The organism is Methylobacterium terricola, from assembly GCF_006151805.1.
GTDB lineage: Bacteria > Pseudomonadota > Alphaproteobacteria > Rhizobiales > Beijerinckiaceae > Methylobacterium > Methylobacterium terricola.
Genome location: NZ_VDDA01000001.1, coordinates 217,490 through 240,292, shown reverse-complemented (window position 1 = coordinate 240,292; position 22,803 = coordinate 217,490). Strand labels below are relative to the sequence as shown.

Annotated in this window: 25 protein-coding genes; 11 read left to right on the top strand and 14 right to left on the bottom strand. The window is 72.6% G+C overall.

Features of this window, described 5'->3' with window-relative positions; genetic code table 11:
* Positions 1 to 5 precede the first annotated feature (5 nt).
* The 3 genes from FF100_RS01055 (at position 6) to FF100_RS01045 (ending at position 2,166) form a co-directional block, all read left to right on the top strand.
* Positions 6 to 365 (top strand): RidA family protein, encoded by a 360-nt coding sequence (locus tag FF100_RS01055; protein WP_139033707.1) that lies wholly within the window; start codon positions 6 to 8, stop codon positions 363 to 365.
* A gap of 2 nt (positions 366 to 367) precedes the next feature.
* Positions 368 to 1,489: a polyamine ABC transporter substrate-binding protein gene (locus FF100_RS01050; protein ID WP_171070006.1), complete on the top strand. Its 1,122-nt coding sequence runs from the start codon at positions 368 to 370 to the stop codon at positions 1,487 to 1,489.
* A gap of 176 nt (positions 1,490 to 1,665) precedes the next feature.
* Entirely contained in the window at positions 1,666 to 2,166 is a 501-nt protein-coding gene (locus FF100_RS01045) for a hypothetical protein (protein WP_139033706.1), read from the top strand.
* A gap of 206 nt (positions 2,167 to 2,372) precedes the next feature.
* Here FF100_RS01045 and FF100_RS01040 read toward each other — a convergent pair whose 3' ends face one another.
* Complete coding sequence (locus FF100_RS01040; RefSeq protein WP_139033705.1) at positions 2,373 to 2,789, bottom strand: DUF3597 domain-containing protein; 417 nt, start codon at positions 2,787 to 2,789, stop codon at positions 2,373 to 2,375.
* Positions 2,790 to 3,081: 292 nt separating this feature from the next.
* Here FF100_RS01040 and FF100_RS01035 point away from each other — a divergent pair, with 292 nt between their 5' ends.
* The 3 genes from FF100_RS01035 (at position 3,082) to FF100_RS01025 (ending at position 5,553) form a co-directional block, all read left to right on the top strand.
* Positions 3,082 to 4,146: a Rieske 2Fe-2S domain-containing protein gene (locus FF100_RS01035; protein ID WP_139033704.1), complete on the top strand. Its 1,065-nt coding sequence runs from the start codon at positions 3,082 to 3,084 to the stop codon at positions 4,144 to 4,146.
* Positions 4,147 to 4,259: 113 nt separating this feature from the next.
* On the top strand, positions 4,260 to 4,757 hold the full coding sequence (locus tag FF100_RS01030; protein WP_139033703.1) for a BLUF domain-containing protein: 498 nt from the start codon (positions 4,260 to 4,262) through the stop codon (positions 4,755 to 4,757).
* Positions 4,758 to 4,950: 193 nt separating this feature from the next.
* Positions 4,951 to 5,553 carry an HD domain-containing protein gene (locus tag FF100_RS01025; RefSeq protein WP_139033702.1) on the top strand — a complete coding sequence of 201 codons (603 nt, stop codon included), beginning with the start codon at positions 4,951 to 4,953 and terminating at the stop codon, positions 5,551 to 5,553.
* 285 nt (positions 5,554 to 5,838) lie between these two features.
* Here the strand turns inward: FF100_RS01025 and FF100_RS01020 are convergent, their stop codons facing one another.
* Complete coding sequence (locus tag FF100_RS01020) at positions 5,839 to 6,894, bottom strand: hydantoinase/oxoprolinase family protein (RefSeq protein ID WP_139033701.1); 1,056 nt, start codon at positions 6,892 to 6,894, stop codon at positions 5,839 to 5,841.
* 38 nt (positions 6,895 to 6,932) lie between these two features.
* On the opposite strand from FF100_RS01020, the gene FF100_RS01015 reads away from it, so the two are divergent.
* Entirely contained in the window at positions 6,933 to 7,643 is a 711-nt protein-coding gene (locus tag FF100_RS01015) for a HisA/HisF-related TIM barrel protein (protein WP_139033700.1), read from the top strand.
* A 278-nt stretch (positions 7,644 to 7,921) separates the two neighbouring features.
* Here FF100_RS01015 and fae read toward each other — a convergent pair whose 3' ends face one another.
* From fae to FF100_RS00980, 7 genes are all read right to left on the bottom strand, one after another.
* Positions 7,922 to 8,437, bottom strand: a complete 516-nt coding sequence (gene fae, locus FF100_RS01010) for a formaldehyde-activating enzyme (RefSeq protein WP_139033699.1) — start codon at positions 8,435 to 8,437, stop codon at positions 7,922 to 7,924.
* A 219-nt stretch (positions 8,438 to 8,656) separates the two neighbouring features.
* Complete coding sequence (locus FF100_RS01005) at positions 8,657 to 9,562, bottom strand: triphosphoribosyl-dephospho-CoA synthase (RefSeq protein WP_425463274.1); 906 nt, start codon at positions 9,560 to 9,562, stop codon at positions 8,657 to 8,659.
* A gap of 23 nt (positions 9,563 to 9,585) precedes the next feature.
* On the bottom strand, positions 9,586 to 10,500 hold the full coding sequence (locus FF100_RS01000) for an ATP-grasp domain-containing protein (RefSeq protein ID WP_139033698.1): 915 nt from the start codon (positions 10,498 to 10,500) through the stop codon (positions 9,586 to 9,588).
* Between the two features lie 10 nt (positions 10,501 to 10,510).
* Positions 10,511 to 11,497 carry a methenyltetrahydromethanopterin cyclohydrolase gene (mch, locus tag FF100_RS00995; RefSeq protein ID WP_139033697.1) on the bottom strand — a complete coding sequence of 329 codons (987 nt, stop codon included), beginning with the start codon at positions 11,495 to 11,497 and terminating at the stop codon, positions 10,511 to 10,513.
* Between the two features lie 301 nt (positions 11,498 to 11,798).
* The gene (locus tag FF100_RS00990) at positions 11,799 to 13,004 is read right to left on the bottom strand and encodes an ATP-grasp domain-containing protein (RefSeq protein ID WP_139033696.1); all 1,206 of its coding nucleotides are present in this window, start codon (positions 13,002 to 13,004) and stop codon (positions 11,799 to 11,801) included.
* Entirely contained in the window at positions 13,001 to 13,909 is a 909-nt protein-coding gene (locus tag FF100_RS00985; RefSeq protein ID WP_139033695.1) for an NAD(P)-dependent methylenetetrahydromethanopterin dehydrogenase, read from the bottom strand. The genes FF100_RS00990 and FF100_RS00985 overlap by 4 nt, the downstream gene beginning before the upstream one ends.
* Before the next feature lie 120 nt (positions 13,910 to 14,029).
* On the bottom strand, positions 14,030 to 14,998 hold the full coding sequence (locus FF100_RS00980) for a beta-ribofuranosylaminobenzene 5'-phosphate synthase family protein (protein ID WP_139034263.1): 969 nt from the start codon (positions 14,996 to 14,998) through the stop codon (positions 14,030 to 14,032).
* Positions 14,999 to 15,283: 285 nt separating this feature from the next.
* Here FF100_RS00980 and FF100_RS00975 point away from each other — a divergent pair, with 285 nt between their 5' ends.
* From FF100_RS00975 to FF100_RS00960, 4 genes are read left to right on the top strand one after another with little or no spacing between them, the layout of a single operon-like run.
* Positions 15,284 to 16,375: a molybdopterin-binding domain-containing protein gene (locus tag FF100_RS00975; RefSeq protein ID WP_139034262.1), complete on the top strand. Its 1,092-nt coding sequence runs from the start codon at positions 15,284 to 15,286 to the stop codon at positions 16,373 to 16,375.
* Positions 16,369 to 17,997, top strand: a complete 1,629-nt coding sequence (locus FF100_RS00970; RefSeq protein ID WP_139033694.1) for a formylmethanofuran dehydrogenase subunit A — start codon at positions 16,369 to 16,371, stop codon at positions 17,995 to 17,997. Before FF100_RS00975 ends, FF100_RS00970 begins: the two co-directional genes overlap by 7 nt.
* The gene (gene fhcD, locus FF100_RS00965; protein WP_139033693.1) at positions 17,985 to 18,917 is read left to right on the top strand and encodes a formylmethanofuran--tetrahydromethanopterin N-formyltransferase; all 933 of its coding nucleotides are present in this window, start codon (positions 17,985 to 17,987) and stop codon (positions 18,915 to 18,917) included. The genes FF100_RS00970 and fhcD overlap by 13 nt, the downstream gene beginning before the upstream one ends.
* The gene (locus FF100_RS00960; protein ID WP_139033692.1) at positions 18,914 to 19,708 is read left to right on the top strand and encodes a formylmethanofuran dehydrogenase subunit C; all 795 of its coding nucleotides are present in this window, start codon (positions 18,914 to 18,916) and stop codon (positions 19,706 to 19,708) included. The genes fhcD and FF100_RS00960 overlap by 4 nt, the downstream gene beginning before the upstream one ends.
* A gap of 109 nt (positions 19,709 to 19,817) precedes the next feature.
* Here the strand turns inward: FF100_RS00960 and FF100_RS00955 are convergent, their stop codons facing one another.
* From FF100_RS00955 to FF100_RS00935, 5 genes are read right to left on the bottom strand one after another with little or no spacing between them, the layout of a single operon-like run.
* Positions 19,818 to 20,426, bottom strand: coding sequence for a hypothetical protein (locus tag FF100_RS00955; protein ID WP_139033691.1), 609 nt, complete (start codon positions 20,424 to 20,426; stop codon positions 19,818 to 19,820).
* 29 nt (positions 20,427 to 20,455) lie between these two features.
* Complete coding sequence (locus FF100_RS00950; protein ID WP_139033690.1) at positions 20,456 to 21,313, bottom strand: ABC transporter permease; 858 nt, start codon at positions 21,311 to 21,313, stop codon at positions 20,456 to 20,458.
* Entirely contained in the window at positions 21,310 to 22,062 is a 753-nt protein-coding gene (locus tag FF100_RS00945) for an ABC transporter ATP-binding protein (RefSeq protein ID WP_139033689.1), read from the bottom strand. The genes FF100_RS00950 and FF100_RS00945 overlap by 4 nt, the downstream gene beginning before the upstream one ends.
* On the bottom strand, positions 22,059 to 22,298 hold the full coding sequence (locus FF100_RS00940; protein WP_139033688.1) for a hypothetical protein: 240 nt from the start codon (positions 22,296 to 22,298) through the stop codon (positions 22,059 to 22,061). The genes FF100_RS00945 and FF100_RS00940 overlap by 4 nt, the downstream gene beginning before the upstream one ends.
* Positions 22,299 to 22,353: 55 nt before the next feature.
* Complete coding sequence (locus FF100_RS00935; protein ID WP_139033687.1) at positions 22,354 to 22,776, bottom strand: cupredoxin domain-containing protein; 423 nt, start codon at positions 22,774 to 22,776, stop codon at positions 22,354 to 22,356.
* Positions 22,777 to 22,803: the final 27 nt, after the last annotated feature.

The window sequence follows — 22,803 nt, the reverse complement described above, 5'->3', positions numbered from 1 at the left end:
CATCGATGACCATCACCCGTTTCGATACCGGCCCGCGGATGAGCCAGGCGGTGGTCCATAACGGTACCGCCTACCTCGCCGGCCAGGTCGCGGACAACGTCTCGAACGACGAGGGCGTCGAAGCGCAGACCAAGGACATCCTCGCGCAGATCGACGAGCTGCTCGCCACCGTCGGCAGCGACAAGACCAAGCTCCTCTCGGCCACCATCTACCTCGCCGACATGTCGACCTTCGCCGAGATGAACCGGGTCTGGGACGGCTGGGTCGCCGCCGGACACACCCCGGCCCGCGCCACCGTCGAGGCGAAGCTCGCCGGCCCGCAATACAAGGTCGAGATCTCGATCATCGCCGCGACCGGAGCCTGACGATGCGGCTCCTCCGGCGCGGCTTCCTGCGGGCGAGTGCCTGCCTCATCGCCCTCGCGGCGGGGTTCCCGACGGGCCTCGCGGCCGCGGCCGCGCCGGAGCGGGTCGTCAACATCTACAACTGGTCGGACTATATCGATCCCAAGATGCTCGACGCGTTCACGCGCGAGACCGGCATCAAGGTCGTGTACGACACCTATGACACCAACGAGATCGTCGAGACCAAGCTTCTCGCCGGTCGCTCGGGCTACGACATCGTAGTGCCGACCGGGCCGTTCCTGCAGCGCCTGATCAAGGCCGGCGCGTTCCAGCCCCTCGACAAGGCCAAGCTGCCGAACCTCAGGAACGCCTGGCCCGAGGTGACCGCCCGGCTCGCGGCCTACGATCCCGGCAACGTCTACGCCGTCGACTACATGTGGGGCACCACCGGCATCGGGGTGAACACCGCGCTGGTGCGCGAGCGCCTCGGCCCCAACCAACCGCTCAACACCTGGGACATCGTCCTGCGCCCGGAGCTGATCGCCAAGCTCAAGGATTGCGGCGTGACGATGCTCGATTCGCCGGACGACATCATCCCGAGCGTGCTCCAGGCGCTCGGGATGAAACCCGATTCGCGCCGGACCGACGACCTCGACAAGGCCGGCGACGCCCTGTTCCGCATCCGCGGAGCGGTGCAGAAGTTTCACTCCTCGGAATACATCAACCAGCTCGCCAATGGCGACGTGTGCCTGTCGGTCGGCTATTCGGGCGACATCCTGCAGGCGCGCCGGCGTGCCCGCGAGGCCAAGAACGACATCGACATCGCCTACTTCATCCCGCAGCAGGGCGCCCTGATGTGGTTCGACGCCTTCGCGATCCCCAAGGACGCGCCGCACGCGGCGGAGGCGCACGCCTTCATCGATTTCATGATGCGGCCCGAGGTGGCGGCGGCCAACACCAACTTCGTCTCCTACGCCAGCGGGAACCTGGCGGCGAAGGCCCTGGTGAAGCCGGAGATCCTGTCCGATCCCGGCATCTACCCGGACGAGGCCACCTTCCGCCGGCTGTTCACCAACACCGCCTACGACGACCGGACCCAGCGGGTGGTGACGCGGCTCTGGACCCGGGTGCGGACCGGACGGTGATCCTCCCGGCGGAACTGCATCGAGCAAGAATCGTCTCGCAGGGACGCCGCGCGGCGACGATTCTCGCGGTCACGCGGTCCTAATCCTAAGGCCAAGCCTAGGCCAAACGGCCGGTACAGGTGCGTCGGCGGGCGTGGTACGCCGAACGCATGGGTGATCCGTGCGAACCCGTCCTGATGATGCTGCGGACCACCGGCGAGGCGGTGCCGCCTCTCGCCTGGGAGCTGGCGGCCAAGGGCTATGGCATCGTCGATGCCGTGGGACCGGATTTCGGCACGCGCTTGCCCGGCCCGGGCCCCCGGGTGATCGATCTGGCGCTGGTGAGCGCGGGGCTGTCGCTCTCGCCGGAGCTGCCGACGGTCGTGGCCCGGCTGCGGGCGGCCTGGCCCCACCTGCCGCTGGTCTGCCTGCCCGGCGCGGCCCCGGTCCCCGGCCTGCCCGTCCTGTCCCGGACCTCGAGCCTATCCGAGATCTGCGAGCGCCTGGACGAGATCGTGCTGGCCTCGGCGCAGGCCCGCACCGAGGCCCGGCAGTTGCGGCAGGCGGGCGAGAGCCTGACCGCGCGGGTGCGGCAAGCGCGGCTCGGTCTCACGGATGCCGTCGTGGAGGCGCGCCGCCTGCTCGTCGAGGCCCGCCACCTCACCGCGAAGAACCGGCCCGAGGACGACCAGCGGTGACGGCGGCCTGCCCCTGACGGAGCAGGCCGACAGGGACATCCCCGCACGATGTCGGACCGCTTGCTTCAAGCGATCCTGGCGGATCGCCTTCGCAGTGGGAGAACCGGCTATGCGCGAGCGTGGAGAGCGAAGCTCCGCCGCCGCGGGCTGACGATCAGGCGTCCGGAAGGACGCGTCCCGACACAAGGACGCGTCCCGACATCTGATCAGTCCTTGAGGTCGTCCGGCACCTTGCCGCCGTTCTCCTCGAGCTTCTTGATGACCTGCTTGTGCAGCCACACGTTCATGGTGGCCGAATCGTCGGTATCGCCGGTGTAGTTCAGCTCCTTGGCGAGGTCCTTGCGGGCCGACAGGCTGCTGTCGAGGTGGAGCAGCTTCATCAGGTCGACGATCGAGGTGCGCCAGTTGAGCGGCTGGCCGGCCTTGGCGGCGAGGTCGTTGAGCACCGCCTCGACGTCGACCTTGCCGTCGACTTTCGGCACCGCACCGCCGGAGGCCGCGTCCGAGCTGCCGCCCGCGGCGGGAGTGTCGGTCTTGGGGGCCTCGCCCGGCGTCTGCGCCTGGGCCTCGCCGCCGCCGAAGGGGTGCAGGATCTTGCTGACGATCGTCCCGAGCAGGCTCATCGTGTCATCCTCCGTCAGGGGCTCTGTGCGTGGGGGGCCGCGCAGGGCGGCCGGAAGTGAATCTAGGGCGTGACTTGCCCTGCGGCATCGCCGGCACGGTAACGAACGGCCCCGCTCGGCGTTCCTCCGCGCCGCGAGCTTGCCTCCGCAGCGCGAGCTTGCGCGATGCGCATGCTGCATCCCGCGCCGTGCAGGCGAGGTGCGCGCATCCGGTCGCTTCACGCGCCCGCAGGATCGGTTAAGGACGACACGGCCGGCGGCAGGCCGGGGCGACGGGAACCGTGGACGAGGCATGACAGGGGATCCGATCCGCCGGGCGCTCGACGACGTCTGGTACTGCGTCGGCGAGAGCCGGAGCCTCCGGCCCGGCGGGATGCGCGCGGTGAGCCTCGGGGACGAGGCCGTGGTGGTCGGGCGCGAGGAATCGGGGGCATTGTTCGCGCTCCGCGACCGCTGCCCGCATCGCGGCATGGCGCTGTCGGCCGGCCGGATCGTCGACGGCAACCTCGTCTGCCCGTTCCACGGCTGGCAATTCCGGCCGGACGGCGCCTGCGCGGCGATTCCGGCGCTGGCCCGTCGCGACGACGCCAATTTCGCCTCGGTCCGCCTCGCCCGCTTCCCGGTGGCGGAGAGGTCCGGCCTGATCTGGGTCCACGCGACGGCCAATCCGATGGCGGCGACCCCGAACGCCCCCGATGCGGCCGCGGCGCCGCCGATCCCGGAGGTCGATTTCGACTATTGCGGCCAGCTCGTCGAGATCCTGGAGGTCGAGGCCTCGTTCGATCTCGTGGCCCTGAGCTTCGTCGATCCGGCCCACGTCGCCTATGTGCACGATTCCTGGTGGTGGCGCCCGTCGAAGACGATGAAGGAGAAGGTGAAGCACTTCGCGCCCTCGCCCTTCGGCTTCACCATGACGAGCCACACCGCGAAGACGGCCTCCCTGGCCTACCGCCTGCTCGGCTCGATCCCCGAGGTCGAGATCGAGTTCCGGCTGCCCGGCGTGCGGCTGGAGCGGATCACCGCCGGCGAGAAGCGCTTGGCCAACTACACCTTCGCATCGCCGCTGGCGAACGGCCGGACCGCGCTCATCAACGCGATGTACTGGAACATCCCGGCCCTCAACCTGCTGAAGCCCGTCGCCCGGCCGCTGATGCGCCAGTTCCTCGGCCAGGACCGGGACGTCCTCCAGATCGCCCAGCGCGGCCTGGACCGGAAGCCCGCGATGGTGCTGATGGGCGAGAGCGACGTGCAGTCGCAATGGTATTTCAGCCTCAAGCGCGAGTTCCTGCGCGCCCGCGAGGCCGGCGCCGCCTTCGTCAATCCCCTGGAGCCGCGGGAGCTGCGCTGGCGCAGCTGACCCAGAGACGAAAAAGTTCCCTCCCGCGCCCGCGACACGAAAGCCGCGCGGCGGCGCTATCGCGGCACAGGCCGTCTGGCCTATCCAATCTGGATTGATTCCAGGAGATTCGGATGTCCGAGGACATCTTCCGCATCGTCTACAAGAGCGCCGCCGCGCACCCGGCGGAGGTGATGGCGGGCCAGGGCCACCTCGCGAGCCTGCTGGCCACCGCCCGCCGGCGCAACCACGTGGCCGGTGTCTCGGGGGTGCTGGTCTATACCGGCCTCGGCTTCTTCCAGGTCCTGGAAGGCCCGCGATCCGGGGTGCAGTCGATCTTCGAATCGATCCTGGTCGACCGGCGCCATCACACCCTGGCGGTGATCGAGATGGATGTGGTGGCCGAGCGCCGCTTCGCCGGCTGGGCCATGGGCTTCCTCGGCACCACCCGCGAACTCGACGAGCGGCTCAACGGCGTAGGGCTCGGGCCGGTCGGCGGCCCCGAGAGCCTCGACCAGCTCCTGCGCCGGACCCTGCTCGTCCTCGTCGACAGCCCGATCAGCCTGCCGTGGCTCGGCGCGCGGGCGGCGCTCGACGACGGCCTCGGCTCCGTCCTGGGTCGGCGTTTCTGACCGGGCCGGATCCGACCGGCAGGTCGCACGACGCTTTCCCTAGAGGCAGCGCGGTGTTCCGCACGCGTCACGAGCGCCTCGATGCGACAGGGGCGGCTTGACACGAGAGCGCAGTTTTCTTCAATAAAAGACAAAACGTCATAAGATTCGACATGCTTGGTTGCTGTCCCGACGCAAACGCGGAAGCCGTCGCATGCCTGACCCGGCCACAGACAGATTGCATGACCAGCTCGCGTTCCTGGCCGAGGTGGACAAGCTGAAATCCATTCTTCGGCAATCTCCTCTCGCCAATGGCACGCGCAAGGAAAACTCGGCCGAACATTCCTGGCATCTCGCATTGTTCGCCATCACTCTCTCCGAGCACGCCGAAGAAATCGATCAGCTCAAGGTCGTGCAGATGCTGTTGATTCACGATATCGTCGAAATCGATGCCGGGGATTCACCCCTCCATGGCACCGGCTGCGACAAGTCTGCGCTCGAGCAGAGGGAACGGATGGCAGCCGAGCGCATCTTCGGCTTGCTTCCCCATGGGCAAGGTCAAAAGCTGATGGCGCTCTGGCTGGAATTCGAAGCGGCGGACACACCGTCCGCGCGCTTCGCCAAGGCCCTCGATCGCCTTCAACCGTTGCTCCTGAATACCCTGACCGGCGGCGGCACTTGGACGGAGAACAACGTCACGGAGCAGCAGGTCGTGGATCGGTACGGACCGACGATCGAGCGAGGCTCGCCTCAGTTGTGGCTGGAGGCCCGGAAGCGCGTCAGGCAGCATTTCGGCAATTCTGCTCGTACGGCGTGAATCAACGGGCGAATGCCCCTTCATTCACGCTCCGCGATGATCGCGGCTGATACCTCGTGCCACCGGAAATCCGGCTGACTGCTTCGGGCGATCCGGGTTTCGGCTTCGCTCATACCCCCGCGCCCTGGCATCGACCCGGCGATGCCAAGGCGTCCGGCGCAGCAGCGCCGGCGCCCGTTCGGGCTTGCCTTGCGCCGTCGAACGGATCCGTTCGACCGCGCGGCGGTCTCAGGCGCCGCGCGGGGTGACGATCCGGTATCCGCAGGCAATCCCCGGGACATCGCATCACTCGGCCGCCAGCAGCCCCACCGCCACGGCCGGTCCGCAGGTCGACGCGAAGGCGGCGGCCTCCGGGGCGAGGCGCGGCGCGATGAGGTCGGACAGGTCCTCGGCGCGACGCCCGAGCCGCGCGGCGAGCCGCGCGGCGACGAAGCGGCCGGCACCGCAGATCACCAGGGGCGCATCGTCCGGCACCGCGCCGCGGGACAGGACCAGAAGGCCGGCATCATGCAGCAGGCGCAATTGCGCCTCCGCGAAGAAGCCGGCGAGGCCGGCCCAATCGGCGCCCGTACCCTCGTGACGGTCGCGGCCGATCATCCGGGCGAGGCGGGTCTCGGTCTCGGAGATCGACTTGCCCTTGAGGTCGGCGGTGTCCTGCTGGTCCTCCGCCTCCGGCAGCCGCCCGAGCAGGCGGTAGGCATCGGCCGTGGTGGCAAAGCACTCGGCCATCAGCGCCGTGCGCCGGCCGCGGAACGGCGCGGCCTGCGACAGGGCCAGGACCGGGGTGCGCACGACCCCGGTATAGACCAGCTCCCCGGTCTCCAGCCGCTCGGCGTCGCTGTAGCCGACCGCGCAGGGCCGCCCGTCGGCGATCGGGATCAGGTCGGCGGTGGTCGAGCCGATATCGGCGAGGAGGGCGGCCGGGCGCAGGGTCCCGATCAGGGCTGCGGTGGCGTGCCAGTTGGCGCTGGCGACGTCCGCCGCATGCTCGGCGGCGGCCCCAGGCGCCGCGAACCCGGCCCGGCCGGCATAGATCGCGACCTCGCCGACGAGATGCGCGGCGGCCCAGGCGGCCAGCTGCGCCACCCCGTCGGCGCGGTCGGAAAAGCAGTCGGTCAGCTCGCCGGTCATCGTGACGGCGTGGCGGGCGGGCGCCCGGACCCAGTCCGGCAGGCCGGCGACGGTGGCGTCGAGAGCCGGCAGGCCGTTCCAGAGCGGGCACGGCGCCTGCACCACCGCCCGCACCTGCCCCCCCTCCACCAGGGCCGCCTTGACATGGACCCCGCCGAGGTCCCAGCCGATGATGCGACGGAGCGGAGCGGAGGGATGAGGATGGGTCACGGTCGAATCCCGGGCACGATGCGGCGGGTCCGGGTGGCATGAGCGGCGCCCCTCCCGCAACCCGGACCGAGGTGGTGCCGGTCCTCGACCTGCGCGGCGGCATGGTGGTGCGGGCCCGGGCCGGCGACCGCGCGCGCTACGCGCCGATCGTCACGCCGCTCGCGGCCACCTCCGCTCCCGCCGACGTGGCGCGCGGGCTCCTCGCGGCCTGGCCGGCGCGCCGGCTCTACGTCGCGGATCTCGACGCGATCATGGACGGCGCGCCGCCCGATCTCGCCTCCTTGCGGGCGATCGCGGCCTCCTGCCCCGGGGTGGAGCTGTGGGTCGATGCCGGCTTCGCCTCGGAGGTCGGCGTGGCGGCGTTCCTGGCCGCCGGCCTCGGCCGGCCGGTGCTCGGCAGCGAGAGCCAGACCGATGCCGGCCTGGTGCGCCGGACCGGCGCCCGGGCGGTCCTCTCCCTCGACAGCCGCGACGGCGCACCGATGGGTCCCGCGGAGCTGCACGAGGATGCCTCGGCCTGGCCGCCGGAGGTGATCGTGATGACGCTGTCGCGGGTCGGCAGCGGCGCCGGGCCGGACCTCGCCGGTTTGGCGGACGTCAAGGCGCGCGCGCCGCAGACCGCCTTCTACGCCGCCGGGGGCCTGCGCGGGTCGGAGGACCTGCCGGCCCTGGCGGCGGCGGGCGCTGCCGGGGTGCTGGTGGCGAGCGCGATCCATGACGGGCGGCTGCGGGCTGATCCCGCGGCCTGACGGGCCCTCGTCGGTCACCGCCCTGTCCCGGATCTTCTCCCACTGCGTTTGTCCGTCGTCCGGCAAAGGGCGGCGTGCGCTCGCCATGCTCGACGCGGGACGTCCCGCCGAGGTCGACGCGGAAGCCCGCAAACAAGAAGGGAGGGCCCGGTGGGGCCCTCCCGATGGTGTCGTCAGCGTCCGAGAAAGATGGAGGCCAGTCGCTGGAACAGTCCCTGCGGCGGAGGCGGCGGGGGCGGCGGGGGAGGTGCCGCTGGCTGTTCCGGACGGTTTCCTGTCTAGGCGACGTTCGCCGCGAAGGGGTGCTGGGCGGTCTTGTACTGCTGCGTGACCTCGGCGGCGGTCGGCGTGCCCTTGATGGCGCGCTCGATCGACAGCTTCGTGGCCTCGTAGTTGTACTTCTCGATCTTGGCGTCGTCCGCGGCTTCCCAGTGGATGAACACGCCGACCAGGATGTACAGGTCGTCGGCCTCGGCCGCCGGGATGATCCCCTCGGCGACGCAATCCTGCACCGCCTTGGCGACGGCGTGCTGGGCCGGGCCGAACATCTGGACGGCCTGGCGGGCGTCGTTGATGGTGACCTTGTTGAACAGCAGGGTGTTGGGCTTGCACGGCAGGTTCGGCGCGACCACCGCGAGCAGGCTGGTGAAGCCGTGCTTGTTGTTGGTCAGGCTGTTGCAGAACGCCGTCTCGGCGGCGCTGCCGCGCGGGCCGATGATGAGGTCGATATGCGCTACCTCGTTGCCGTCACCGACGAGGGCCTCGCCCACCATCACCTTGTTGATCGTCGCCATGTGGGGTTCTCCCAGGTGTCGATAAGGTTAGCCGGCCGCTCAATCAATGCGGCCGTGCTCCGCCATCCTTGCTGTCGGCGTTCAGCGGGAAGCCGAACCGGTTGTCCGGATAGCGGGCGGACACTACAGCGCCGCTGATCGGTGAACAAGCCGGAGAAGCCGGTACATTGGGCCATGCCGGATCCGGAGCCGCGGGGAAAGCCGCGTGGGGACTAGGACTTATTGGCAACTTGCGGTCGGCCCGATCGTCCCCTCCGCCTTCGCCCGCCGGAGGGCGTCGAGGAACAGGGTCGCCACGGTGAGGTCGGCGCTGGTGCCCGGGTTGAGACCCGCCGCCTTGAGCGCCGAATCGTGGGCCATCAGTGCCGCCCGCGCGCCCTCGCCGAGGGGCAGGCCGCGGAACGCGCCCTCCGCCTCCGCCCGCACCCGTTCGGCGACCTCGGGACCGAACTTGCGGGCGAGGTGGCTGTCGGGAAACCCGGCCAGGAAGGCGAGGTGGACCGCCGTGGTGGTCCAGGGCTCGGACAGGCCCGCGCCGCGCGCCGCCGCGAGCGCAGGCAGCCCGGTCTCGAACAGATCCTCGAACCCGGTGACGTAGGCCCGTGCGATGCGGTCTCGCCCCGCCGCCTCGGCCATCGCGGCGAGCAGCGGCGGCGCGGGCGCCTCCGCCGTCACGTCGTGGCGCTCGGCCCGGCCGAGGCCGCCCGGGCTGGCACGCCGGATCGCCGCGAAGACGCCGGCGGCATCGGTCGCGTCGAGCTCGGCCAGCACGGCGGCCAGGGCCGGCCGCAGGGGGCCGGGCCGCTCCGCCGCGGCGGCAAGGGGCGCGCAGAGCAGCACGATGCCGAGATTGGTGTTCTGGCCGATTCCGGCCCGAGTGGCGGCGACCGCGCCCTCGACCCGCGCCCCGACGGGAGCGCCCGGCGCCGCGATGTGGGGGGCGGAGAGGCTTGCGCTCGCCTCGAAATCCGCCACCGACATCCGGTGCCCGGCGGCGTGGACATGGACGTTGCCGGGCTTGATCGCCGCGAGTTCGGCCCGGCACGCCGCGAGATAGGACCGCTCGATCGCCGCCGGCGCCAGGGCCGGGGACATGGCGGCCGAGGACGGGGCGGCCGGGGACATGGCGGCCGGGGACCTGGCCGGCATCACGCCGCCCCGGTTGCGAGCCGGGGCGGGCGCCCGGCCCGGACCGCCGCCAGGAAGCCGGCGGCGACCTCCCGGGCGATGTCGACCGGCGTCACCTGCTGCAGGCCCGACCAGGCCGGCATGCTGTTGACCTCCAGCACCTGGAAGCCGCCCTCGCCGTCCTCGACGAGGTCGATGCCGGTATAGCCGCAGCCGACCGCCGCGGCGGCGGCCTCGGCCAGTGCCGCCGCCCGGGCCGGCGGGCGCCAGGGCAGCGGCCGGCCGCCGCGATGGACGTTGGTGATCCAGCCGTCGCCCTCGCGGATCATCCCGGCGACCGCCCGGCCGGCGCAGACGAAGACCCGGTAATCCCGCCACGCCCCGTCGCGCCGGGCGACGTAGCGCTGAAGGTAGTAGACCCGGCCGACCAGCTCCTCGGGCGGCAGCTCCTCCGGATGCGAGATCAGCTGGAGCCCCTCCCCTTGCGAGCCGAACAGCGGCTTGAGCACCAGCGGCCGGCCGGGCGCCGCCTCCCGGGCCACGACCTCCGCGGCGGCCTCGCGGCGCGAGAGCACGAAGGTCTCCGGCGTCGGGATGCGGTGTCGCGCCAGCAGCAGGCTCGTCATCGCCTTGTCGACCGAGCGCTCGATGGCACCCGGCCCGTTCCACACCACGGTGCCGGCGGCCTCGAGGGCGTGGAGGGCGCCGAGGCGCATCGTCGTCGCCTCGAAGGTGCCGCCCGCGATGGTGCGCAGCAGCACCCCGTCCGGCAGGGCCCCGCCGAACCCCGGCACCCGCAGGGGCTCGTCGTGCCCGGTCTCGACCGTGACGTCGGCGAGCGAGAACAGCCGAGGGGCCGCGCCGAGATCGCTGAGGGCGGCGAGGAGTTTGGCCTTGTGCCAGGCGCCGTTGTCGGCCGCGAGCCCGATCCGCATGGCTCGGCCCCTAGGCGAAGGAGCGCGCCACCAGCTCCGGCACCAGCCGGCCGGCGCGGTGGCTGGCGCCGGAGCGCAGCGAGGTCACCACCACCTCGGCCGGGCTGAACAGGTGCTTGTCGATGGCGTAGAAATCGCCGTTGAAGCGGGCGAAGATCTCGGCGAACGGGGCGCCGTGGTCGCGCGACGTGGTGCTCGGCAGCGCCTCGGCCAGCCCCTTGGCGTCGGCATCGTCGGCCTCGACGAAAAGCTGCACCCGCCCGCCATAGATGATGGCGTCGTTGGTGCGGCCCATCGCCTGGATGAAGTCCGGATGCGGCGGGCTCAACGGCGCGGCGCCGATCCCGTCGACGATGGCGGCGAGATCGAACCCGACCGAGTGCGCCTTGTGCAGGGCGACCTCCAGCACCCGGGCGACCACCTGTGTCGCGCCGGCGAGGCTCTGGGTCGGGGCGTACACGAAGGTGACGTCGGACGCCGCCACGCCCGCGGCCTTGGCCACCTTGGCGACGACCGAGGCCGGCGGCGGGCTGCCCGATTCGAGCACCAGGGCGATGCGGCCGGCGGGATCGCGGTAGGCCAGCTCCTCGAACAGGTGCTCGACCGCCGCCGCCGCCCGGCCGGGGCCGGAACCGAGGGCGAAGAAGCCCGAATCGCCCTCCTCGTCGGCCAGGCTCCAGCCGGCATACTGGCTGCCGAGGCAGGCCAGCACCGGATCGGTGCTGTGCACGGTGAGGGTGAACGGCCAGGCCTCGAGCGGGCCGGCGGGCCCCACGGTCACCGTGCCGAGGCCGCCGAGACAGATCTCGGCGATGCGCCGACCGGCCTCGATCGAGCCCCGCACCCCCGCCCCGGCATCGATCAGCCGCGCCCCGTCCGGCGCCTGCGTCACGGCGAGCCGCAGCCGCACCGCCTCGGCGGCCAGGGAATCGACGAGGGGGGTGGCGAGGGCGTTGACGCTCGGGCGGGACGCGGTGGTGGTGGCAACTGAACTCATCGGGTGACTCCCTCGGGCCGGTGCGGGGTGGATGGCGCCCCGGGACGGCCGGTCAGATCGGTCGGGGTCTTCGCGGGCCCCGTTCTGGGATGAGAGGCAGCAGATCCTCTCGCTTACGAACTCGCGCAGTCACGCACCGGGTTGCGCGCATCCCCTCGCCCCGCGGGCGGGGAGAGGGCTCGGGCGACCTTGCCGTCACCTGAGCGAGGCGGCAGCCGACGGTGAGGCGACCTGTCCGGAGGAGCCTCATCCGGAGACACCCCCTCACCATCGTTCTTCGGGCCCCGAGCCCGTTCGGAGCTCAGGCCTCTCCCCGCCCGCCGGGAGAGGAGGATCCCCACGCTCGTCCTTCGAGGATGGAGCGGTGGGAGGCGAAAGCCAATCCGGGATCGCGCGATCCACCGTCGAGCATCATCCGCAGCTCTGCGCCCCGCGCCGCAACGGCCCGTCGCGCCGCCGCCGCATCCCCCCCCTCGGCGATCACCGTGCAGACAGGCGCCCCGGCCGCGACGCGGCTGCCGGCGGACGGGCGATCCATCGCCCAGTCGGGCCAGTCGAGGGCCGGCACGGCGGCCATCGCCGCATCGGCGTACAGGATCTCGCTCGCGGCGGCCGCCGGGAGGATCGGGCGATGCTCCGGCAGTCGCCCGCGCGCGGCGGCGAGATGGGCCGCGAAGAGCGGGGCGGGACCGCGGTCGAGCACGTCGAGGGTGGCGCCGGGCCGCGGGTTGATCTCGAGCAGCCACCAGCGGTCCCCCTCGACCAGCAGGTCGGCGCTGACGAGGCCGGAGAGTCCGGTCGCGGCGACGAGGCCGGCGAGCGCCCGCTCGGCCGCGTCGCGCACGCAATCCGGCAGCGTGGCCGGCCCGGCGGCGCCGGCATAGCGGAACGGACGATCCGGTCCCGGCGCCGTCCACTGCTCGGTCACCGCCAGCACCGCCACGCCGCGACCGTCGGCCAGCGCATTGAGCGCGTGCGGCCGGCCCGGCACGCGGCGCTGGAGATAGGCGCCGGCCGGCAGCCGGCCCGGCCCGGCCCGGCGGATGTGGCCGCCGCCGGAGGCGCCGCGCCGCTTGACCAGCCAGCCGGCCGGATCGGGCACGGGCGCGAGCGCGATCTCCGGGTGCGGGATGCCGAGGCGCCGGCACAGGGCGGCGAAGCGGCCCGGATCCTTCAGCGTCGCGACCGCCTCGGGTGAGGCCCCGAGCAGGGTGTGGCGACCGGCAAGCCGCCGCATCAGGTTCCGCGCGCCCTCGAAGCCTGAGCCGAGGACGAGGCCGACCGCATCGCCCGCCTCCGCTGCGAGGTCGGCGAGCGCCGATTCGATGCCGTGAGCCCCGGGCCCGGCACCGAGGCGGCCGGGCACGCGGCGGTAGCCGGCGGCGAGCGCGCGGGTGTCGGCGTCGCCGAACAGGTCGGCGACGAAGGGGCGGTAGCCGGCCCGGCGCGCCGCGGCGGCGAGGGCGCGCCCCGACTGCGCCGCGATCAGGACCGCCGGGGCCGTCACGCCGAGGCCGGGTGGTCGGTCAGCTCGACGGCGAGGCGGTAGGCCTCGCGGAAATCGAGGACGAGGGGCTGGTCGGCCTGGAGCAGGCGACGGAACAGCCCGGCCTGGGTCTGGTACTTCACGTTGCCGATGGCGAGCGCGCCGATGCCGACGCCTCGCCCGCTCGGCAGCGGCACCGCGTCGGCATGGACGTCGATCCCGGCGATGCCGGCCGGCGGCACGGCGTTGACGTCGGCGGCGACGAGCAGGCGCCCGGCCTGGGCCACGTCCTCGGCGCTCAGCACCTGCACGCCGGCGGCGGCCGCCGACAGGATCACCTCGGCGTCCCGGGCGGCGGCGAGGCGCCCTTCGGGGGTCGCGCCGTCGGCGGCCTCGACGGCGACGGCGAAGCGCGCCTGCATGCCCTCGGCGATCGCCGCCACACGCTCGCGGCCGTTATAGCCGACGATGACCGGCAGGGCGCCCTCCTGCGCGGCGATCACCGCGGCGCAATAGGCGACGACGCCGGTACCGCCGAAGATCGCGACGCGCTTGCCCGTCAGCGTCTCGCCGAACCGGTCCGCCAGCGCCTTGCGCGTGCAGGCCACCATGGCGGCGCCGGTGGTGAACGAGCCGGCCGGATCGGCGAAGACGTGGTTGACGAAGGGCGGCACGAAGGCGCCGGTCGCGGCATCCACCATGTCGAGGGCGGCTTCCGCGTTCTTGCCGCCGATGAAGATCGCCGTCCGGGTGCCGTCCTGCGGCGCGCGGGAGAAGATCGAGTCCTGGACCAGCGGCACCACCTCGCCGCGCTCGACGCCGGTATAGGTCGAGACGACCTCGAACCCCGCATCCACGGCCATGTTCACGTCGAACGGGCTCATGTGCTTGAGCGGGGTCAGCATGTGCAGGATCGAGCGGCTCAAGCGGACCTCCTTGCGGAACGACGACGCGACCGCCCGCTCCGAATCGCTGCGGAGGGGCGGCGGGGCCGCTTGTAAGCCGCGCGGCCCCGCCTGTGGCTTGTCCATTGGTGCGGGTCGGGCTCAGTCGATCTCCGCCCCCCGGTTGCGGCCCCGGGCGATGCGGTAGGCGAGGCCGGGGTGGCGGGCGCGCAGGGCGGCGACCAGGGACTCGGCCTCGTCCTGGTCGCGGGCGAGCGCGAAGCCGGTCGGCCCCCAGGAGCTCTGGCCGAAGCCGGCGACGCCGGCAGCCTCGACGTCGGCGAGCGCCGCCGCGACCGCGGCGCTGGCGTAGCGCCCGCCCTGGTGGGGGGCGAAATAGTCGCCGATCCGGCGCTGGATCTCCGTGATGCCGGCGCCGAACCGGGCCAGGTCCGCCGTCACCGCGGCCGGCAGCACCTGCATCAGCACCGTGCGGCAGATCTCGGCCGCCTCGGGGGCGGGGAAGCGCGGCAGCTCGCGGAAGGCGCGGCGCTCCTCGGCGCCGTGCACCCCGGTGCGTCCTTCATCGAGGATCAGCACCACCCGCCACGCCTCCGGGAACGGCACCCGGGCGATTACCGGCGGCGGGGCGTCGCTGCCGTCGCGGCCGCCATCGACGATCAGTCCGCCGGTGACGAAGGCGGCGAGGCCCACGCCGGAGCGGTTGCCGCGGTCGAGAACGTCGGCGAAGGCCGCCGGCGAGAACGGCGCGCCGTGCAGCGCGGCGAGCGCCGCCGCGACCGAGAGGGCGAGCTGCGTCCCCGAGCCGAAGCCCGCATGGGCCGGAATGGCTTCCGCGAGGTGGAACGCCCCCGCCTCCGGCACGCCGAGATGGCGGGCGGCGAGGGCCGCGTAGCCGCGTACCCGCTGGCATTCGCCGGCGATGCCGGAACCATCGCCCCCGGTGACGATCAGGGTCCCGGCGCAGGACGCCGTGAGGTCGATGCCCGGCGCGTCGAGGCCGAGCCCGATGCTGCCGAAGCGCCGGCCGAGCCCGCCATGCAGGTCGAGGAAGCCGAAATGCAGCCGGGCCGCGGCGCGCACCCGCACCGTCGCCCGCGCCGTCGCCATCTCGTGCGCCAAACCGGCCTCGCTTCCTGCTCCGGTACCGCGGCGCCCGCGGGAGCCGCCCTCTCGGGTGGACTCTCCCACACCGCCCGCCCGGTGGGCAACTCGCGTTGCGCCGAGCCCGGCCGCGTCGATACCGGCCCGGGATGACGGGGTCTGGATACCGGCCCGGACCCGGGCCCCAGAAGCCGGACTTTCGGGGGACTTGCCTGGCCGGGGCCCCGGATGCGACCGTCCCGGACAGACATGACGCGACAGAGATTCGCGTCGGGCAACCAGCGAGGGCGGATGACGGCCTGGATCGACGGGCAGGCGGTGGAGCGGGACGCGGCGGTCGCGGCGGCGGCGTCCCTGCTCGCGGGGGCGCACGCCCCCGTCATCGCCGGGCTCTGCGCCGAGGCGGCCGCCGTGCAGGCGGCGTTCGACCTCGCCCGCGCGGTCGGCGCGTCCCTCGACCCGGCCGCCGGTGCGGCGCTCTACGCCGATCTCGGGGCGCTGGCCTCGGGCGGCGCCATGACCACCACCGCGGCCGAGACGCGGGGCCGGGCCGACCTGGTGTTGGCGCTGGGCGCCGCGCCCTGGTCCTCCGGCCTCCTCGCCGAGCTGGCGGCGGACGCGCCGGGGCGCGGCCGGGCGGCGGGGCAGCCCCGCGCGCTCCTCGCCCTCGGCGGCCCCGGCGACGGCGGCATCCAGCACGTGTCCTATCCGGCGGGCGAGGCCGGGTTGCCGGCGGCCATCGGGCTCCTGCGCGGCCTCGTCGCCGGCCGGGTCGCCGGCCCCCATCCCTTCGCCGATCTCGCCGCGCGCCTGCGCGCGGCGCTCTACGGCGTCGTGATGTACGATCCGGCCGAGATCGGCGCCCTCGGGGCCGAGATGCTGAACGGCCTCGTCAAGGACCTCAACGAGGTCACGCGCTGCTTCGCCCTGCCGCTCGGCGACGCCCACCAGGGCCGGGCCGTCGCGCAGGTCTCGGCCTGGAGCACCGGCCAGGGGCCGCGGGTCGGCTTCGGCCGCGGCTACCCCGAGCACGATCCCTGGCGCTTCGATGCGGCGCGCCAGGCCGCTTCCGGCGAGATCGACGCCGCGCTCTGGCTCGCCTCCCTGCCGGCCCCCCTCCCCTCCTGGGCGCGCACGGTCCCGACCGTGGCCCTCCTCGGCGCACCGAAGGGCGACGAGGCGCGGGTGGTGATCGGCGTCGGCGTGCCGGGCGAGGCCTTCGGTGCCGCCCTCTGGCACCCGCGCCGCGCGGCACTCGCGTGGCACGCGGCAGACCCCGTGCCGTCGGGCGCGCCGCCCGCCGCCGCGATCCTCGCCGATCTCCGGGCCCGCATTTCCGCCGCTTCTCCCGCCCCCCAACCGGAGCGCTCCGCCTCATGCTGACCCGCATCGCCGGCGGCCGGGTGGTCGATCCGACCACCTCGCGCGACGCCATCGGTGACGTCTGGATCGAGGACGGCCGCGTCGTCGCCCCGTCTGAGCGCACCCCCGACCGCACCATCGACGCCGCCGGCTGCATCGTCATGGCGGGCGGCGTCGAGGTCCACTCGCACATCGCCGGCGGCAACGTGGTGCTGGCGCGCCTGCTGCTGCCGGAACTGGGTGTCTCCGAGCCCGATGCGCCGAACCCGCACGGCTCAGGGAGAGACGTCGGGATGCTCTACGCCCGGATGGGCTACACCACTGCGGTCGAGCCGGCGATGCCGCCGGTCAACGCGCTGGCGACCCAGCTCGAACTCGCCGAGATCCCGCTCCTCGACCGGGGCGGGCTGTGCGTGATGGGCAACGACGACCAGTTGCTCCAGCTGCTGCGCGACCGCGAGAGCAAGGAGGCGGTGCGCGACCTCGTGGCGCTGAACGTCGCGACCTCGCGGGCGCTCGGCGTCAAGGTGATCAATGCCGGCGGCGCCGACGCCTTCAAGGACGGGGCGGTCCGCTTCTCCCTCGACGACGAGGTGCCGGCCTACGGGTTGACCTCGCGGACGATCCTCACCGGGCTTCTCGACGCCGTCGAGGCGCTGAAAGTCCCGCATCCGCTCCACGTCCATTGCAGCAATCTCGGCCTGCCCGGGGCCGATGACAGCCTGATCGAGACGCTTGCAGCGGCGGAGGGACGGCGGATCCACTTCGCCCACGCCCAGTTCTACGCCTATGCCGCCGTCGACAAGGACAACCCGCTGACCGGCGGCTTCGTCTCCGCCGCGCCGCGCATCGCCGAGGCGCTGGCCCGCCACCCCAATGCGACGCTCGATATCGGCCAGGTGGTGTTCGGCCAGACCGCGACGATCTCGCTCGACATCCTGCGCCAGTTCTCCGGCCGCAAGGCGGCGAGCCCGCGCAAATGGATCGTCAATGCGGGCGATGCCGAAGGCGGCGGCATCGTGCCGTTCCGCTACCGCGACCGCGGCCCGACCTCGTCGCTGCAATTCGCCATCGGGCTCGAGATGATGCTGCTCTCGCCCGACCCGGAGCGCACCATCCTGACCACCGACCACCCGAATGGCGGGCCGTTCACCGCCTATCCGCGCATCCTCCACCTCCTGATGGACAAGGAGGCCCGCGACCGGGAGGTCGCCGCCCATCCGAAGGTCGCGGCCGAGCGCTCCGGCCTCGCGGCCATCGAGCGCGAATACACCCTGACCGAGGTGGCGCAGCTCACCCGCTCCGGCCCGGCGAAGCTCCTGGGCCTCACCGACCGCGGCCACCTGCGCCCGGGTGCGCGGGCCGACATCGCGGTCTACCGCGACCAGCCCGACCGGACCGCGATGTTCGCCCGCGCCCACCGGGTGCTGAAGGACGGCGCGGTCATCGTCGAGGACGGCGAGGTGGTGTCCTGGACCCGCGGCCACACGCTGAGCCTCTCGGTCGAGGCCGATGCCGGCATGGCGCGGCGGACCGATGCCTATCTCCAGGGGCGCTTCGGCGCCGGCCTGTCGAGCTTCACCGTGCCCGACGCGGCCTTCCCCGATCGCGAGGTGTTCGAGGCGGTGTCATGCCGGACCTGATTCTCCACGGCATCCGGGTCGAGGACACCTTCGCGGAGGCCTTCGACATGGCGGCCACCGCCCTGGTGCTGACCGCCGAGACGCCCGAATGGGCGATGATCGCCGCGACCACGATGACGGGCTTCGCCACCTCGGTGATCGGCTGCGGCGCCGAGGCCGGGATCGACGCCGTGCTCGCCCCCGACGCGACCCCGGACGGGCGCCCCGGCGTGCGGGTGCTGCTCTTCGGCTTCGATGCCGGCGGCCTCAAGGACCAGCTCCTGCGCCGGGTCGGGCAATGCGTGCTGACCTCGCCGGGCAGCGCGGTGTTCGCCGGGATCGCCTGGGACGATCCCAATGTCGGCAAGGCGCTCAAGCTCGGCGGCGCGATCCGCTATTTCGGCGACGGCTTCGCCACCGCCAAGCGCGTTGCGGGCCGCCGCTACTGGCGCACGCCGGTGATGGACGGCGAGTTCCTGTGCGAGCACTCGGTGCCGACGGTTCAAGGCGCGGTCGGGGGCGGCAACCTGCTGTTCCTCGGCCGGCGCTTCGGCGACACCCTGCGGGTGGCCGAGATCGCGGTCGCGGCGGCGCGCACGGTGCCGGACGTGATCCTGCCCTTCCCGGGCGGCGTGGTGCGCTCCGGCTCCAAGGTCGGCGCGCGCACCAAGGGCATGATGGCCTCGACCAACGACGCCTATTGCCCGACGCTCAAGGGCCGCGCCGGCTCGGCCCTGCCGCCGGAGGTCGACGTGGTGCTGGAGATCGTCATCGACGGGCTCTCCGCCGCCTCCGTCTCGGCCGCGATGCGGGCGGCGCTCCACGCCTCGACCCGGGCCGGAGCCGATCTCGGCCTCGTCGCGGTCACGGCGGGCAATTACGGCGGCAATCTCGGCCGCCACCACTTCCACCTCCGGGACCTGCTCGGAGAGGCCGCATGAGCACCCTCACTCTCCGCGAGGCGCCCGAGCGCCTCGACCTCGCCGGCGTCACGCCCGCTGCGGTTGCCGGCCTGTCGGAGGCCGAGGCCGCCCGCCTCGTCATCGGCACCGGCCGCCGCGGCCTGACGCTGGGCGATTGCTTCGCGCTCCACCTCGACGGGTCGGAGGAGTTGCGGATCGTCGGCGCCACCGACCGGCTCGACCGCGTCGGGGCGGGTCTCGCCGCCGGGCGGATCGTGGTCGAGGGCGATGTCGGCCAGCGCCTCGGCGCCGGCATGACGGGCGGGATCGTCACCGTCAGCGGCTCCGCCGGTCCCTTCGCCGGCACGGCGGCCAAGGGCGGCACGATCCGCATCGCCGGCCACGCCGGCGAGAGCGCCGGCGGCGCCCTGCACGGCGCGGATTGCGGGCTCGACGGTGCGACGCTGGTGATCGGCGGCATGGCGGGCGAACGCCTCGGCGACCGGATGCGCGCCGGGCTGATCGTGGCGAAGGGCGCCGGGGACCATGCGGGGTCCCGGATGATCGCCGGGACGATCGTGGCCGAGGCGGTCGGCGACCATCCGGGCTACGGCATGCGCCGCGGCACCCTGGTCGCGGCCCGCCACGGCGCCCTGCTGCCGACCTTCGTCGAGACCGGGCGGCAGGATCTCGTGGTCCTGAGGCTCCTGGCGAAGTCGCTGGAGGGTGTGGCACCGGAGGCGGCAGCGCTGCTGCGGGCGCCCCAGCGGCGATATTCGGGCGACCTCGCGACCCTGGGCAAGGGCGAGCTGTTCACGCCGGTGGGGTGAGCGAGATCGGACAGGCCGGCGCGCGTGGCGCGTCCGGTCCTTCCACCCTCCACGTCATCCCGGGTTCTCGCCTGCGGCGAGCCCCGGGATGGACGTGGAGGGTCTCAAATCACAACCGCGCCTGGATCTTCTTCGCGATCGCCCCCAGCCGCTGCTCCAGCAGGGTCGGCACCTCGCAGACATAGGTCAGCGACTGGCTGCGCTCCTGGAAGATGCGCTTGTCCCAGTTGAAGCGCGACTCGAGCTCGGCCAGCTCCTTGGTTTCGGGCGCATCCGGCGAGGTCTTCACCTCGCTGATCCGGCCCGCCTCGTCGCGGATGCGCTCGGCCATCACGCGCTGGCCGCGGGCGTAGCGGCCGATGCCGGCCACCACCTTGTCGCGCTCGCCGTTCAGCACCTCGAACACGCCGGCGAAGACCCGGGTCAGGCGGGCGTCCTTCTCGGCCTTGTCGAGCTTGGCCGCAAAACCGTCGAGGAGGCCGTCGACCTCCTCCAGCGGCAGCCGGCGCGACGCGATCTTCTGCGCGAGCAGAGCCGCCTCGGTGTCGTTGCCCCACTCGGTGAGCGCCTGGCTCGGATCGGGGCCGGTCCAGACCGCGCCGGGGCCGAGCGTCGAGACCTTGCGCTGGGCGCAGGGCCAGTCGGGATCGGGTTTGGGCTGGGCGAGGGCCGGGGCGGCGCCGAGGATCAGCAGCGTGGCGAGAACGGAGCGGAGCATGGTGGGCATCATCTCTCTCACAGGCGCGGTCAGCCCGCCTCCCCGGCCGGGCCGCCGCGCCGGGCGAGCAGCCCGCGGCCGGGATCGTAGGCGGCGACCGCCATGACGAAGAACGCGATCCCGGTCCCGACCACGACGGCGCAGGAGACCGGGTTGAAGGCGCCGTAGAGCGCGAAGCGCACCAGCTCGACGGCGTGGGTGAAGGGATTGATCTGGCAGATCCAGTAGAGCGTGGCGCTCGATTCGTTGATCCGCCACAGCGGGTAGAGCGCCGAGGAGGCGAAGAACATCGGGAAGATCACGAAGTTCATCACGCTGGCGAAATTCTCGAGCTGGCGCACCAGCGACGACAGGAACAGCCCGATCGCGCCGAGCATCAGCCCCGCGGCGAGGAAGGCCGGCAGGGCCGCGAGGTAGCCGATCCACGGGATGTCGGTCTCGAAGAAGCTGGCGATCCCGAGGAAGACGTAGGCCTGGATCAGCGACACGATCACGCCGGCGATGAGCTTGGCGAGCAGCAGGCTCCAGCGCGGATAGGGGCTGGTGAGCAGCACCCGCATCGAGCCGACCTCGCGGTCATAGACCATCGACAGCGAGGATTGCATGCCGTTGAACAGCTGGATCATCACCGCGAGGCCCGGCACGACGTAGACCTCGTAGAGCACGTAGGTCTCGTAGGGCGGCGTGATCGAGAGGCCCAGCGTATTGCGGAACCCCGCGGCGAAGATGAACAGCCAGACCAGCGGCCGCACCAGGGCCGAAAAGAACCGCTCCTTCTGGTTGAAGAAGCGCAACAGCTCCCGGCGCACGATGCCCGACAGGGCGATGAGGTAGCCGCCGAAATCGAGCCGGCCGCGGACCGGGGTGAGGGTGGCGCCCGAACTCATGCGACCTTCCTCGGACCGTCGGGTCCGCGCTCGGCGGTCATCTGGCGGAACGCGGTCTCGAGGGAGCCGGTCGGCTCGCTCAAAGTGCCCGCGACGCCGCGGGCGACGATGCGGCCCCGATGCAGCACCACGACCCGGTCGTCCGCGTCGATCTCGTCGAAGATGTGGGTGGCCCAGAGCACCGACAGCCCCTCCTCCCGCACCAGGGCGCGGACGATCGCCACGATGTCGGCGCGGGAGTCGAGGTCGAGGCCGACGGTCGGCTCGTCGAGGAGCAGCAGGTCGGGAGCGTGGATCAGCGCCCGGGCGATCTCGATCCGCCGCGACTGGCCGCCCGACAGGGTGCGGATCTTGTCGTCGCGCCGCTCCAGGAGGCCGATGCGGGCGAGCAGCGATTCGATCCGTGCGAGCGCCGCCTTGCGGGGAATGCCGTGGAGGGCGGCGTGATAGAGCAGGTTCTGGCGCACCGTCAGGTCGGTGTCGAGGGTGCGGGCCTGGAACACCACGCCGAGGCGGGCGAGCGCCCGGGAGGGCTCTTGATTCAAGTCGTGACCGAGCAGCGCGACCCGGCCGGCCTGGCTCGCGTAGAGGCGCGTCACCACCGAGAACAGGGTGGTCTTGCCGGCCCCGTTCGGCCCGAGCAGGGCCACGAAGGCCCCCGGCGGCACGGTGAACGACACGCCGTCGAGCGCCGTGCGGGCACCGAAGCGATGGGTCACGCCCTCGACCGCCAGCGCCTCGGCGCTCATCGGCTCAAGGCCCTGCGGGCGTCGCGCACCGCGTCGAGGCACTCGTCGTATTCCTTCTCGCCGAGTTCCCGCTCGGCGACGCGCAGCTCCTTCTTCAGCACCCTGGCGACCGGCTCGGGCGGCGACTTCGCCAGCTCGGCCTTGATCATCGCGATGCCGTCCCGGCACGACGCCGCGTCGTCGGCGCGGGCGGGGAGCGCCGTCAGCAGGATCAGGGCGGCGAGGCACGCACGCATCCTTGGGGTTCCTCCGGTCTCGTTGAGGGCGATGTAGGTCAGCCGCACACGCCCGTCACTTCACGATGAAGCGCCCGGTCATGCCCCGGCTCTCGAGTCCCTGGACCGACCACGGGAACTCGCCGGCCCGCACCGTGACGAACTCCACCGCGATCGTGCCCTGGTCGTCGAATTCGAGGTGGTGCGGCGGCCCGGCCATGTGCACCTCGAGGTGGTTGATGACGATCTGGTTCATCCACACGCCGCGGAAGAACTCGCTGGCGAAGAACTTGTACTCCTTCTGCCCCTTGGCGGTGATGCGCAGGCGGTAGGACTTGCCCGCCTCCATCTCGATGTCCTTCACCGGCACCGCGTAGTCGTTGTCCTCGGCGCCGAGGAACAGTTCGGGCAGGTCGGTGCGGCCCTTGGTGAGGTCGCCGGCAGTGGCGGCGGTGGTGAGGAGGCAGGCCGCGAGGGCGGCGGTGAGGAGGGCGCGCATGGGGGATCCGGGTGGGAGGTCGAGCAC

Coding starts and splice junctions, on each gene's coding strand:
- FF100_RS01055 (WP_139033707.1), top strand. CDS start 6: ATGACCATCACCCGTTTCGATACCGGCCCGCGGATGAGCCAGGCGGTG.
- FF100_RS01050 (WP_171070006.1), top strand. CDS start 368: ATGCGGCTCCTCCGGCGCGGCTTCCTGCGGGCGAGTGCCTGCCTCATC.
- FF100_RS01045 (WP_139033706.1), top strand. CDS start 1,666: ATGATGCTGCGGACCACCGGCGAGGCGGTGCCGCCTCTCGCCTGGGAG.
- FF100_RS01040 (WP_139033705.1), bottom strand. CDS start 2,789: ATGAGCCTGCTCGGGACGATCGTCAGCAAGATCCTGCACCCCTTCGGC.
- FF100_RS01035 (WP_139033704.1), top strand. CDS start 3,082: ATGACAGGGGATCCGATCCGCCGGGCGCTCGACGACGTCTGGTACTGC.
- FF100_RS01030 (WP_139033703.1), top strand. CDS start 4,260: ATGTCCGAGGACATCTTCCGCATCGTCTACAAGAGCGCCGCCGCGCAC.
- FF100_RS01025 (WP_139033702.1), top strand. CDS start 4,951: ATGCCTGACCCGGCCACAGACAGATTGCATGACCAGCTCGCGTTCCTG.
- FF100_RS01015 (WP_139033700.1), top strand. CDS start 6,933: ATGAGCGGCGCCCCTCCCGCAACCCGGACCGAGGTGGTGCCGGTCCTC.
- fae (WP_139033699.1), bottom strand. CDS start 8,437: ATGGCGACGATCAACAAGGTGATGGTGGGCGAGGCCCTCGTCGGTGAC.
- FF100_RS01005 (WP_425463274.1), bottom strand. CDS start 9,562: ATGTCCCCGGCCGCCCCGTCCTCGGCCGCCATGTCCCCGGCCCTGGCG.
- FF100_RS01000 (WP_139033698.1), bottom strand. CDS start 10,500: ATGCGGATCGGGCTCGCGGCCGACAACGGCGCCTGGCACAAGGCCAAA.
- mch (WP_139033697.1), bottom strand. CDS start 11,497: ATGAGTTCAGTTGCCACCACCACCGCGTCCCGCCCGAGCGTCAACGCC.
- FF100_RS00980 (WP_139034263.1), bottom strand. CDS start 14,998: ATGGCGACGGCGCGGGCGACGGTGCGGGTGCGCGCCGCGGCCCGGCTG.
- FF100_RS00975 (WP_139034262.1), top strand. CDS start 15,284: ATGACGGCCTGGATCGACGGGCAGGCGGTGGAGCGGGACGCGGCGGTC.
- FF100_RS00970 (WP_139033694.1), top strand. CDS start 16,369: ATGCTGACCCGCATCGCCGGCGGCCGGGTGGTCGATCCGACCACCTCG.
- fhcD (WP_139033693.1), top strand. CDS start 17,985: ATGCCGGACCTGATTCTCCACGGCATCCGGGTCGAGGACACCTTCGCG.
- FF100_RS00960 (WP_139033692.1), top strand. CDS start 18,914: ATGAGCACCCTCACTCTCCGCGAGGCGCCCGAGCGCCTCGACCTCGCC.
- FF100_RS00955 (WP_139033691.1), bottom strand. CDS start 20,426: ATGCTCCGCTCCGTTCTCGCCACGCTGCTGATCCTCGGCGCCGCCCCG.
- FF100_RS00950 (WP_139033690.1), bottom strand. CDS start 21,313: ATGAGTTCGGGCGCCACCCTCACCCCGGTCCGCGGCCGGCTCGATTTC.
- FF100_RS00945 (WP_139033689.1), bottom strand. CDS start 22,062: ATGAGCGCCGAGGCGCTGGCGGTCGAGGGCGTGACCCATCGCTTCGGT.
- FF100_RS00940 (WP_139033688.1), bottom strand. CDS start 22,298: ATGCGTGCGTGCCTCGCCGCCCTGATCCTGCTGACGGCGCTCCCCGCC.
- FF100_RS00935 (WP_139033687.1), bottom strand. CDS start 22,776: ATGCGCGCCCTCCTCACCGCCGCCCTCGCGGCCTGCCTCCTCACCACC.